Genomic DNA, 12,766 nt, shown 5'->3' on the forward strand with positions numbered 1-12,766 from the left:
TTTTATCTAATGTTACACTTATCGAATATTATAGTTTTATTATATTTTATATAATATTATTTTTATCATCATTCCTGTTTTCAGAGTTTTTTAAGCATAATTGACATTATGCCCGATCTGGAAGGCTTTGTTGAATGAGGCTGGAACATCATATTTTCCATCATTCCAGAAGACCCGAACATTTCCTCATTGACGCGGTCGTTTATCTCGTCGAAAATCATTTTGTAGGCTGGGCAGTGGGGATCAACGCCTTCTATTTTTCCGTCTGAAGGCACCAGCGCATTGTATGGGCATCCACCTCTGCAATACTTTATATGGGCGCATTTGCTGCATGCCGTGTCCACATATTCTTTATACTGGAACATTTGCTTCCAGGCTTCGGATTGAGCAAGGTCTGCCATTGTCGGGCGGTCATAAACATTACCCATTACATATTCGGGCATGCCTACAAAGCGATAGCAGGGGTATATGCTTCCCTCAGGACCAACCGCAAAGGTATCTCCCATACAGTCAACATAAGTACAGACAGCACCTTTTCCTGTAAATACGCCTTTACACAGATGGTCAATATTCATAACTTCTATTCTGCCCAGATTTTCAAGGTATTTGTCAAGAAGATAAATTAGGAGTTCTCCATACTCTTCAGGTTCAAGGGTCCACTGGTTGGGGTTATCGCCTTTTAAAGAAGGCAAGCAAGGATGGAATTTAAGTGTCAGTCCATTCTCAAGATAAAAGTTGAAAATTTCTTCCCTTGACTTTACAGAATGCGAAGTAAAAGTAGTAATGAATCTAACTTCAAGCCCATGAGCTCTTGCAATTTCATAACCTTTCATGGTTTTATCGAAGTATCCTTTTCCCCTCTGCGAATCATTAAGTTCCTTCGGGCCGTCAAGGCTTGAACCTATTGGAACATTGTATTCGGCAAAAATCTCGGCGATCTCATGGGTCATTTTCCAGAGGTTTGTCTGTATTGCAAAAGCTATATGCCTGGTGCTTAAACCCTCAGCTAGAAGCGGAAGTGCTTCCCTGTAGAATTCCGCGCCTGCCAGGAGCGGTTCCCCGCCATGAAAAGTAAAAGTAACTGAATCTCCCCTGAAAACCTTAAGCCACTCAACCACTTCTTTTATGGTTTCAATTTTCATTATCGGGGATTTCTCTTCGGAACTCCAGCAATAACTGCAGTTAGCAGGACAACCAAGGGTAGGGATCAGCATGACATGAAAAGGCATATTTTAAGCACCCTTTTTTTAAGCTTCCTTAAATTATTAGTACTTTTCTAAGTTGTTCTCAGAAGGAAAAGAAGGTAAAGAGCAACTAAAAAAACCAGCTAAGTAAAAACTGGCTAAATAAGCCAGAGATATAATAGCAAAGAAGGCTACCTCAAAGGTATCATTCTGAAATCAAGTAATATTAATTGAATTCCTTAAACTCAATTCCTTCAAACCTGCATTTTGTAAGTTTTCCCTCGCGAAAAATATACAGGAAAACTTTGAAAAGGGCATAAAGCCTGAAATAATAAGCGAGCAGGACAGAAGAACGAAACCCGCTGATATATATAATTCTCTTATCATCCTTCATAGAATTGTCCAGGAATTTTACTACCCCATCAAAGGTTTCTCTTTCAAGTGTGCTTCCTTTCGGCAGGCGAGGTCCAATCACTATCACGTCTTTCTCCATACCGTCAGCACTTTTCGTTCCTTCTACAAAACCGTAGTTGAAAATTGTTGGCAGCGGAGAGAAGAAAACCTTTTCATAGCCTTTTTTTGTCTTATTATATTTCCAGAAACTGTATTTTGGAGTCTCTATAATAATTTTCATGGGAAATAGTCCTGTTGTAGTCGGGGAGTAACTTTTAAGAGTTTCCTTAGCCTCATGTTTTCCATTTGTCAATTGTGCGTTTTTTAACTCTTTAGCCTTACGTGCCTTTATTACGTGATTTCAATTTCTCAGCCTATGTTTTTCCATGCTTTTAGCCTTTCCTGCAAGCCAAAAAGCATATATTAAAATAGTTCTTCAAAGGCGAATGAATCTGAAAGAATGAAAAATCTGTATCCTGACAATATCTGACAGCAGAGGCACACAAGATGAGTTTTCGAAATAGAGTGAGTTTGCGAGATGCAATGAGAGGTATAATTGAAGAACCCCTGCTTCAGATGGTTCCAAAACGTTTTGATTATATAGGTGATGTGGCTATAATTTCGATCCCTCCAGAGCTTGAGGCTTATAAAGCAACTATTGCTTCAAAGCTGCTTTCCATGCGGGGCAATACGCGGGCTGTGCTTAATAAGGTAAGCAAACTCGAAGGCGAGCACAGGGTTGCGGACTTTGAACTTCTGTTAGGGGAATCAACGGAAACTATTCACAGGGAAAACGGCTATAAATATAAACTGGATGTCAAAAAAGTCTTTTTTAATCCCCGCCTGTACTCGGAAAGAGGAAGGATAGCCTCGAAGATTACGTCTGGAGAGCGTATTATAATTCCTTTCGCAGGAGTAGGTCCTTTTGTGCTTCCTGCCGCAGGAAAAGGGGCGAAAGTATATGCTATTGAGATAAACCCAGATGCCTGTGCCTGCCTCAAGGAAAATATTCGGATTAACAGGCTCGAAGGACAGGTAACCGTTATTCAGGAGGATTTTAAGAAACTTTTCCAGCCTGAGAAAATTTTTCCGATTCTTAACCCTTCGAAAGCCAGTGAAAAACCAGAAACTGGTAAAAATGACGAAAATTGCATTTTTGACAGGGCTATTGTACCGACCCCTTACGGCATGGATCTCGTCCTTGAAAGGATCATAAAGTTTGTAAGAGTAGGCGGATACATTCATTTTTACACCTTTAAAGCCGAATCCCAGATTTCGGAACTAATTGAAGATTATAAAGAAATGGGTCTTGAGGTAGAATTTTACAGGCGCGCCGGAAATGTTGCCCCTGGCATCAGCAGGTGGGTTTTTGATCTTATTAAAAAATAGGTGTGAAAAGGTGTAGAGATTTTTCACTCATCAGCGGCAGAAACCTTCAGTCCTCAAGCCCGATATGCTTCAGGACATGGTGATAATGTTCAGGCGGCAGCCGCGAAAAAAATGCTCCCGTTACAACTTCGCTAAGGGAGGGATGAATATCCATCGCCCGCATGATCGGCGCAGGGCTTCTCAATTCAGTATACATAAGAGGAATTATCTGGTGGATCAGGACTGAGGCATGTGGGCCTATTATATGGGCTCCCAGGATTTTATCTTCCTCCGCATCCAGAATCACCTTTACGAAATAGTCCCTGGCTTCCATAGCCGCTCCTTTAGCAGTATCTTCAAAAAACTTGAGACCTATGACGATTCTTTCCTCTCCGTACCTTTCCACGGCTTTCTGCTCTCCCATGCCTACTCCGGCAATCTCGGGATAGGAAAAAACAGCATGAGGCACGGCGTGGTAGTCTGCCTTTACTTTTTCTTTCATGATGGCATTGAGATAAACTATCCCGGATTCATAGTTTCCCACATGCTTTAGCAGATATTTTCCATTTGCGTCTCCTAACGCCCAGATATTCGGCTGTGAGGTCTCAAGATACTCGTTCACCAGAATCCATCCATTTTTATCGGTTTTGATTCCGGCTCGTTCGGGGTGGAGGATATCGGTATTCGGTACTCTTCCTGTTGCCACGAGGATCTCATCTACAATGATTCTTACTTCCTGTCCCGAATTTCTCTCCTTCGCAATAACAGCTTTCTGTCCGTTTTCTTCTTTCCTGACCTCTACAGCTTCATGGTTCGTAATAATCCGCATATATTCTGACATCTTCATCAAAGCAAGCCTTGAGATCTCGGGCTCTTCCTGCGGAAGAAATTGGGGATTTCTCCCTATAACCGTGACTTCGGCTCCCATAGCTGAGAAAAAGTGCCCGTATTCAGCTGCAATATAACCTCCTCCGAGAATCGCAAGCCTTTTTGGGCATTCCACGAGTCCAAGCACTGTATCGCTCGTGAGGTATCCTGCTTCTTCCAAACCTTTAACAGACGGGATTGCAGGTCTTGAGCCGGTACAAAGGAAGATCATTTCAGAGTGCAGGATTTTGTCACCGACTTTAAGGGTATAAGGAGAAACGAACTCCGCGCTTTCATGATAGTAGTCAAAATACCTGTTTCCGGTCAGACTCTTTTTTATTGCCTCTATATCCTCTCCTATTTTCCTGCGCATCCTTTCCATAATCCCAAGAAAATCGATGCCCTCTATTTTTATCTTAATTCCGAAATTGGTTGCTGTTTCCACTTCCCTGATAAGCTCGGCAGGATAGAGCAGGGTTTTTGAAGGGATGCATCCTCTTGTAAGACAGATCCCGCCAGGTTCGTCTTTGTCGATAACGGCAATTCTCATTTCAGGGTTAAAATCAATAATTTGGTTTATATAATTCATTGCAGAGCCTGTACCTATAATGATAAGATCATAATTCTCCATACTCCTCCCCTCACAGCCGAATACGGCTTGCATCTTTGTCGATTATACTATATTTTATCTCTGGTTATACTTATGGATCAAAATTCTTATTAGATTTCTATATTTTATCTCTGGTTATACTTATGGATCAAAATTCTTATTAGATTTCGTGTATACGCCTGGAGATGAATCAGTGTTATTTTGAGGATTCTGAAAAACAAATGAGAGGCAAAAGTTATTTTATCAACTGGATTATCTCTAAAAAGCTTAAAGATTTGCTAAGAATTTGCGTAAATTTCTCCGACCACAATATCTAAAACAGATATTTTTAAATTTTAATCCGTATTTTTAAATTATCTCTGAAGGAGAAAAACGACTATCTATTTATAAAGATAAGCCTATTCTATGTAACTTCCCACAAAGAGAAAAAACAAAAGATGTACCATAATGAACAGAGCTGCCCCATCTTTTAAAAACAGGAATTCTCTCCAGGGAACTCCTGTAATGCATATCCTTTATCTCCTGCTTATCCTTATAGCTCCTTTTGCAGGGGTGAATATCCTTTTTCTCCTGTCTATCGCACTTTTTGTGAGAATCCGGTTTTCAGGAAGGGTCTTTTCTTATAACAGAAGCGCTATCAGCCTTATATTTTCCCTAGTTCTAATGCTTTTTGTTTCCGTAATTTCAGGAGGCTCTTCTTTTACCTATCCTTTCTACATAGTACTTGCCGCTTTTGCAATTGCAGTTGTAGGAGACCATGGGACTTATTTTTCCGATACCGATCCTGTGCCTGATTTTACTACAAGGAGGAGCAGGATAAAAAAGAGGAGTTTTTCAACACTCTGGAGTTCGGCTTTCCTGGCACTTCGGATTGTTGCCGCATTCCTTGCCGCAAGCTGGATCATCTACTGGCAGGGGCTTTTAGTCTCATACAACCTGGTATTTTTCATAGCTGTAATTGGGGCAGTTACAGGTTCACTTTTCGAGTCAATCCCCTCTAAGATCGATAAGAATATTTCGGTGCCCCTTGGCTCAGGAATGACAATGTGGATTTTTGAGGAGTTCAGATACTGGGTGCCTCCTGAAGAAATAGTTGTAGCACTTGCCTTCTCATTTTTCCTGGGCGTGCTGGCTTACAGGGCGAAAATTGCTGATGTTTCTGCCCTTCTGAGTGCCGCACTTCTGGGAGTCCTGATAATCGTTTTTAGCGGTCTTTCCTGGTTCCTGCTCCTGCTCACGTTCTTTATCCTCGGAGGCGGGTTTACGAGATACAAATATGCTTACAAAGAGTCCATAGGGATTGCCCAGGCTAAAGACGGAATACGGAGTTACGAAAATGTATTTTCAAATAGTACGGCAGCCCTTGTCCTGGCGGTAGCATATGGGGTTTTTCCTGAGCACAGCCTTCCTATTATCTATGCTTATATGGGCACGGTCGCAACAGCTACCGGAGATACCCTTGCAAGTGAAATAGGCACAACTGCAAAAGGAAGACCAAGAATGATAACGACCTTGAAGCCTTCTGAGCCCGGGGCTGATGGGGCAGTGTCACTACTCGGTGAATTTGCTGCAATCCTGGGCTCTGCAGTGATAGGGATTCTTGCATACTTACTGGGAGTCTCGGACAATTTTATATTAACGGTTCTTATAACGACAGCAGGAGGCTTTTTCGGGACAAATATTGATAGTCTCCTTGGAGCTACTCTTCAGAAAAGAGGGGTACTCTCAAACAGCGGAGTAAACTTCGTAGCAACATTTACAGGGGCAGGAATTTCCGCAGCACTGTACTATCTCATAGCCTGAAATATTCATTTATATTTTCAGGCACATATCCTTAAGAAAAAGGGTCATGAGGTATTTTGTTTCTCATTTATTCTAATTTTATTTTGAAGCGTACAGGGAGGTAACCAGATGACTGAAACCGAACATACAGGCAAGAAAGTCCTGCTTGTAATCGCTCAGGAAGAGTTCAGGGATGAGGAATGTTTTATTCCGAAACAGCTTTTTGAGGCAGCGGGAGTAGAAGTTACTGTTGCAGCCGAATCTATGGAAACAGCTAAAGGGATGCTGGGAGGCACAATCAAGCCTGATATAAAAATCTCAGAAGCCAGAATTGACGAATATGATGCAATAGTAATCTCAGGAGGGTCAGGCTCAAGAAAATACTTGTGGGATAACAAAGCGTTGCAAAACCTCGTAAAAGAAGCCGATGCCCTTAAAAAGGTGATTTCTGCGATTTGCATCTCCCCTGTTGTGCTGGCAAGAACAGGTATCCTGAAGGGTAAAGAGAGCACGGTTTTCAAAAGCCCGGATACAGTACGCGAACTTGAGGAACATGGAGCTGTCTATCTGGACCGTGATGTGGTGGTTTCAGGGCGCGTGGTTACAGGGCGAGACCCAGCAAGTGCTGATGCATTTGGTAAAGCCGTACTTGAAGCCCTGAAGAAAGTTTAATTCCTTTCTGAAGCCCTGAGAAAAGGTCAATATCTCATTAAGATCTTATACACAGTCTACTTTGCCAAAAAAAGCAATCTGAGATTTTATTTATTCAATTATTGATGTGCTTGCTATGACAGAGGAACTTGAAGCTATACTGGCTTATCACCAGGCAAGTAAACATAACTTCAAAGCTTATGCGCCTGGGCCTCACCGCCTTGATATGCAGATCATGCCAGATCCCTTCCTAAACTATTATGGAACTCGACTTTTAAATCTGGATTTGTGGAGTGATGAGCAGATAAAAACTGAGATTTTTCCTGCTTATGAACAGGCTTTCTCACCAGAGAAACTCAGGGCAGCAGAACTGAGTAAAAAATCGATTTCCCAGCTTTTTTTCGACAGCTTTGCTATTTCAGCCTGGAAGGCTGCAGGAGGTATGAAATGGCCTCTCCGCGTCAATCCTTCAAGCGGAAACCTGCATCCTACCGAGGTATACCTGATTTCCGGTCCTGTAAAAGGGTTACTTAAAAACCCTTCGGTCTGCCATTATGCCCCTCTGCCTCATGCCCTTGAACTCAGAGCCGAATTCTCCCAGGAGACCTGGGAAATGCTAAGGTCAGGCTTTCCTGATGGCACTATTTTCGTGGGTTTGACTTCAATATACTGGCGGGCTTCCTGGAAATATGGGCTCAGAGCCTTCAGATATGCACAGCATGATATAGGACATGCGATTTCTGCCCTGACATTTGCTGCTGCCGGTCTTGGCTGGAAAACGAGCATTCTTGCAGATATGGGTTCAAAAGAGATAGCAGCACTTCTCGGTATATCCGGGGACAAAGGTCACGAAAAGCAGGAACCTGCCTGTATGCTCGCGGTCTATCCGGCAGGAAAAACCTGCACTAGAGGCAGGCTTTCTTCCGAGGTTATCTCAGCTTTTAAAAACCTTTCCTGGGAAGGCATTCCTAACCGTTTGAGCCCGAAGCATGTTGAATGGGTAGGTATTGAAAAAGCGGCTCTGGCAACTCAAAAGAATGGAACCGATTACCTGGAGAAAAAAGGGGAAATGGAATCTGGTACACGGACCGTTCCACCCCTTAAACCCGACAATTTTGAGGCTCATTCTGATTTTGAGACTGTTCCCCTGCGCAGCATTATTCGCGGAAGGAGAAGCGCTATAGAAATGGATAACAGCGCATACATGGAAAAAGAGACATTTTATGCGATGCTGCAAAAAACCCTTCCTCAGAATAGCCCGATTTTCAATCCTCTCGCCTTTGGTCCTTTCACTCACCTTCTACTTTTCGTAAACCGAGTAAAAGGTCTTTTTCCGGGACTTTATATCTTCCTTCGCAAACCCGAAGAAAAGGAAAGACTTAAAGCTGCTATCATGCCGGATTTTTTATGGGAAAAACCGAAAGATTGTCCATCTGAGCTTGAGCTCTATATGCTAATGGAAGAAACCTTACATTATTTTGCAGCCCAGCTTTCCTGCGCCCAGCGAAAAGCTGCAGATGCCTGTTTCACTGCCTGCATGCTTTCGGAATTCGAAAAGCCTCTGAACAGGTTTGGTGCCTGGATATATCCATACCTTTTCTGGGAATGCGGATTTCTGGGGCAGCTTCTTTACCTTGAAGCCGAAGCAAATGGTCTGAGAGGCTGCGGGATAGGGTGTTTCTTTGATGATCCTTTACATGAAACCATAGGGCTTAAAGGGCTTGAATATCAGGATCTTTATCACTTCGCCGTAGGTTATCCGCTTCAGGAAATAGGCGTTATAACCCTTCCAGCATATGAAGAGTAACTTTTTTAACTCTCCAACCTCGTCATTCCTTTCCCTGTTCTTTGCCTTCTTTGCTTCTTCTTCTCAAGCTTCTTCTTCTTACAATTCCTGGCTGAGAAGGTGGGACAGGTATCTCACATCCTGATGTCAGATCACATTCTATTACAATTCCGCGCAGCAGTCGACCCAGAATATCCGAACCAGTTATAATCCTTTTTTCCTCGCCCCAGTAAAGAATAAGATCCTGATCGATTACATCATCTTCAGGATACTGCGGATATACCTTAAACTGGCGGATCACTTTTTCAAGTCTGGTCTTCGGGGATTTTACCACAACCGGGAAATGGCAATAAGAAAGCGGGATGAATGGACCTTTCTTGTAGACCGCATCCCTCAGGAAACCATCCGCATCAAGCACCATGACAGGCTCATTCTGCGGGTTGGTAATTATTACCCATTTCTTCCCGGATGCTTCGATTTTTTGTAGAAAAGGATCATTCGGTTCCCTTTTGAAAGCAGGAAACACCGGACGGTTGTTTTCGACAGGGAGAGAAATTATGCTTCTCTCGTCTATTATTGAACCCTCATCGGAAATGCTGACGTCATCTATGGAAAGAAAGTTCAGGGCTCCTATTCCTTCAAATTTGCCTATATCTGTCCTTCCTGACTCGATATGTTTTTCGAGCATAATCCGCATAGCTTGCTCCTTGAAGAGTTCAAGCTTTTCCCTACCCAACCACCAGTCAAGAATAAGCGCTGTAGGCTTGGCTACGGGATAGAGCAGCATCTGGTAGAATCGGATTAGAGGGGTCAGCTTTGCTCCCAATGATAGAGCATTTCGGGAAAAATAAGCCTGAGGTGCAATCTCTCCGAAACTGGTAATTACGAAAGTAGAGAAGAGAAATGCCGAAGCCCCTGTCAGCACGGAATCCGTAAGCAGGGCAATCAGGACATTTACGCCTACGTTGCCCCAAAGCAATGTCGTAAGCAGGAAATTTGAATCTCTTCGGATCTGCAGAATTTTGATAGCGTCTTCATTGCCAGCTTCAGCCTCTATCTCAAGCCTGAGTCTTCCAAGTCCAAAAGTTCCAATTGTCATACCGGAAAAAATAGCGGATTGAGTTATGAAGATTAAAATCGCTATCCAGATAAATATTTCATTCATTGTGAGTCTATAACCTCTATAAGCTTCATGCAGAAGTAATTCTGAAACTTAATCTGTTGCCGTTTAACATTTAATTGTAATTGTTCAATGGGTTAATCTGTCAGTGATTAATTGTTTAACATATTAATAACTTTAATAGGGACATAATTCAATAACCAGTCCCTCATTCATTCCATTATATACCATTTTAACTGATTAATTCCTAATTTTATATATTTAACCTGATCGCCGTTATCCTCTAATTTTGATCTATGGCTTTGCATTACTTTACTTTTTTGTAAGTTTAGCCTTACTTTCTTACCTAGTCTGAACCATTAAATTCCTGTAAATTTGATGCATTTTGACAGACTGCCGAAACCGTAAGTTATACTGAATCATCGATCGGTCAAACATGCTGAGGAAAAGTATTATAAGGAGTATTAACCTGAAAAACCTTATCCTTTACAGAATAGATTATGATATTCCTGACCCTGCAGGCTGCAATAATTACTCTTTTGATCAGTGATATACATGAAAAAAGAAACAAATAACGTCAGATCACTTTCTGAAGTCCCCGAGATCTGCCACACCCCTGATGTTCCTGTTGTCGGCACGGAAAAGCGGATTGTACTCCTTATTGCGATACTTGCAGGATTTATCACTCCTTTTGACGGTTCGGCAGTAAATATTGCCCTGCCTGTACTGGGAGCCGAATTTCACATGGATGCTATTGCTCTCTCCTGGGTTGCGACAGCATACCTCCTTTCATCAGCACTGTTTCTTGTCCCGTTCGGAAAAATCGCAGATATTTACGGAAGGAAAAAAATTTTTCTCTATGGTATCGCGGTTTTCAGCCTATCATCTTTAATTATGACCATGGTCTCCTCTACTGAAATGCTGATCGGAGTGCGGGTTTTCCAGGGTATAGGAAGTGCCATGATTTTCGGGACAGGCGTCGCTATAATTACCTCGGTCTTTCCGCCAGGTGAGCGCGGAAAAGCTATTGGTATCTATGTTACTGCAGTTTACATCGGGCTTTCAATAGGTCCCTTACTGGGAGGAGCGATGACACAGTATCTTGGCTGGAGAAGCATCTTTTTCGTAAATGTCCCTATAGGCATTATAACAATTCTGCTGATCCTCTGGAAAATTAAGGGCGAATGGGCGGAGTGTAAAGGAGAAAAATTCGACCTCATAGGATCAGTCATATATGGTGCAGCGATAGTTGCGCTCATGTACGGTTTCTCTGCTCTCCCTGACTTTCAAGGAGCTGCCCTGATAGCCGCAGGAATTCTTGGAATTATAATTTTTGCCCTGTACGAGATGAGAATACCTTCTCCCGTTCTTGATATTTCTCTCCTGACAAAAAACCGAATCTTTGCCTTTTCGAACCTATCTGCGCTCATCAATTATAGCGCGACCTTCGCAGTAACCTTTCTCCTGAGCCTCGACCTGCAGTACACTAAAGGTTTTACTCCTGCCCATGCCGGGACTATCCTGATAGTGCAGCCAGTTGTCATGGCTATGGTTTCACCAATTGCCGGTCGGCTCTCGGACAGGATTGAGCCTCGCATTGTTGCATCGGTAGGAATGACATTTACCGCAATTGGGCTCTTTCTTCTTATTTTCCTTACAGATGTGACTCCTATCTGGTACCTGATTGTCATTCTGATTGTCCTGGGTATAGGTTTCGGGCTCTTTTCGTCCCCAAATACAAATGCAATCATGAGCTCGGTAGATAAAAGATATTATGGCGTCGCATCAGGGATGAACGGGACTATGCGGCTCCTTGGTCAGATGCTCTCAATGGGTATTGCGATGATGATCTTTGCAATTGTTATCGGTCCTGTAGAGATTACCCCCGAATATTACTCCCAGTTCATTTTAAGCCTGCACTATGCGTTTATCCTGTTTACAGCTTTCTGCATTATTGGTATATTCACATCCCTTGTAAGAGGAAAGAGAAAGCCTGTAACTCATGCCGGCATACCTGAGAAGAGCAAAAGATAATAGGTAATCCCTTCTAATTCACTAATTAAGGTGATAATCATGAAGGTTCTTGGAATTAGTGCAAGTCCCAGAGGAAGTGAGAGCAACACCCTTCAACTGGTAAAGTCTGTGATCAAAGGTGCTGAATCCGAAGGTGCGGAAGTCGAACTGATAGACCTCTACACACTTAAGATAGAATACTGCACAGGGTGCGGAGCCTGTTATGCGACAGGAGAGTGCCCCCTGATCGACGATTTTGAGGAGCTTCTTGACAGAATCATGAATGCCGATGGAATTGTTTTTGGGGCTCCGAATTATATTAACTCGGTTCCGGCGCCTATGAAAGCCTTCTTCGATCGGCTTTCAGACGTTATCCACTGTCAGATGCTATCCGGAAAGTTCGGTTGCTCAGTATCCACTGGAGGAGGTACTGCGGATGTGGTCGTAGATTACATGAATAGTGTGCTCATGACTCTTGGAGTTACTGTTGTCGGAGGGCTTGGCGTTGTAATGGCAGGAAACCCGGCTGCACCCCAGCAGGCTGCAGGATCTGCTGAGGAGCTTGGTAAGAAGCTGGTAAAGTCAATCCGCGGAGAAATAAAATATCCGGAGCAGGAGGAACAGCATCGTCAGAATGTCGAATATTTCTGCCGGCTTGCCCAATCCAATAAAGAGCGTTTTGCCCATGACTACGACTGGTACGTACGGATGGGTCTTATAAAGTAAGAATCAGCAGGATGTCTGCGTACCCCACGCCTGAATCTTACTGGAAGTCGGCGTTTAAGTCTGAGTCCGAAGAAATGAAAATTAGCATTAAAAAGAATGAAAAATTAGCATTAAATCATCTCTAAATTTGAAAAGCAGGCAGAGAATCTACCTGCTTTCCTGTTACTTTTAATGTTCAAAATAGAAAAAATCTGCATTTTTCAGACTGATCAGGAATTATCATTTTTCAGATTGATCAGGAATTATCATTTGTTTTATTCGGTGTA

The 12,766-nt window shown here is 42.7% G+C and carries 10 protein-coding genes; 6 read left to right on the forward strand and 4 right to left on the reverse strand.

Features of this window, described 5'->3' with window-relative positions; translation table 11 throughout:
* Window positions 1-80: 80 nt before the first annotated feature.
* Both MSTHT_RS04145 and MSTHT_RS04150 read right to left on the reverse strand, forming a co-directional pair.
* Window positions 81-1,229, reverse strand: coding sequence for a TIGR04083 family peptide-modifying radical SAM enzyme (locus tag MSTHT_RS04145; protein WP_048166682.1), 1,149 nt, complete (start codon window positions 1,227-1,229; stop codon window positions 81-83).
* A 181-nt stretch (window positions 1,230-1,410) separates the two neighbouring features.
* The gene (locus tag MSTHT_RS04150) at window positions 1,411-1,890 is read right to left on the reverse strand and encodes an inorganic diphosphatase (RefSeq protein WP_231588186.1); all 480 of its coding nucleotides are present in this window, start codon (window positions 1,888-1,890) and stop codon (window positions 1,411-1,413) included.
* A 194-nt stretch (window positions 1,891-2,084) separates the two neighbouring features.
* Here MSTHT_RS04150 and MSTHT_RS04155 point away from each other — a divergent pair, with 194 nt between their 5' ends.
* Window positions 2,085-2,966, forward strand: a complete 882-nt coding sequence (locus tag MSTHT_RS04155; RefSeq protein WP_048166684.1) for a class I SAM-dependent methyltransferase — start codon at window positions 2,085-2,087, stop codon at window positions 2,964-2,966.
* Between the two features lie 46 nt (window positions 2,967-3,012).
* Here MSTHT_RS04155 and MSTHT_RS04160 read toward each other — a convergent pair whose 3' ends face one another.
* A complete protein-coding gene (locus MSTHT_RS04160; protein WP_048166685.1) occupies window positions 3,013-4,443 on the reverse strand; it encodes a dihydrolipoyl dehydrogenase in 1,431 nt (476 codons plus the stop codon).
* Window positions 4,444-4,869: 426 nt separating this feature from the next.
* Between MSTHT_RS04160 and MSTHT_RS04165 the strand changes: the two genes are divergently transcribed.
* The 3 genes from MSTHT_RS04165 to MSTHT_RS04175 all read left to right on the forward strand — a co-directional run bounded on the left by MSTHT_RS04165 (window position 4,870) and on the right by MSTHT_RS04175 (window position 8,662).
* Complete coding sequence (locus MSTHT_RS04165; protein ID WP_048166686.1) at window positions 4,870-6,225, forward strand: TIGR00297 family protein; 1,356 nt, start codon at window positions 4,870-4,872, stop codon at window positions 6,223-6,225.
* Window positions 6,226-6,333: 108 nt separating this feature from the next.
* Entirely contained in the window at window positions 6,334-6,876 is a 543-nt protein-coding gene (locus MSTHT_RS04170; RefSeq protein ID WP_048166687.1) for a DJ-1/PfpI family protein, read from the forward strand.
* Between the two features lie 115 nt (window positions 6,877-6,991).
* Complete coding sequence (locus MSTHT_RS04175; RefSeq protein WP_048166688.1) at window positions 6,992-8,662, forward strand: SagB/ThcOx family dehydrogenase; 1,671 nt, start codon at window positions 6,992-6,994, stop codon at window positions 8,660-8,662.
* Between the two features lie 22 nt (window positions 8,663-8,684).
* On the opposite strand, the gene MSTHT_RS04180 is transcribed toward MSTHT_RS04175, so the two are convergent.
* Complete coding sequence (locus tag MSTHT_RS04180; protein WP_048166689.1) at window positions 8,685-9,806, reverse strand: DUF21 domain-containing protein; 1,122 nt, start codon at window positions 9,804-9,806, stop codon at window positions 8,685-8,687.
* Window positions 9,807-10,316: 510 nt separating this feature from the next.
* Between MSTHT_RS04180 and MSTHT_RS04185 the strand changes: the two genes are divergently transcribed.
* A complete protein-coding gene (locus MSTHT_RS04185; protein ID WP_048166690.1) occupies window positions 10,317-11,795 on the forward strand; it encodes an MFS transporter in 1,479 nt (492 codons plus the stop codon).
* Window positions 11,796-11,834: 39 nt separating this feature from the next.
* Window positions 11,835-12,500 (forward strand): flavodoxin family protein, encoded by a 666-nt coding sequence (locus MSTHT_RS04190; protein ID WP_048166691.1) that lies wholly within the window; start codon window positions 11,835-11,837, stop codon window positions 12,498-12,500.
* The last annotated feature ends 266 nt before the right edge of the window (window positions 12,501-12,766 follow it).

Source organism: Methanosarcina thermophila TM-1, assembly GCF_000969885.1.
GTDB classification, from domain to species: domain Archaea; phylum Halobacteriota; class Methanosarcinia; order Methanosarcinales; family Methanosarcinaceae; genus Methanosarcina; species Methanosarcina thermophila.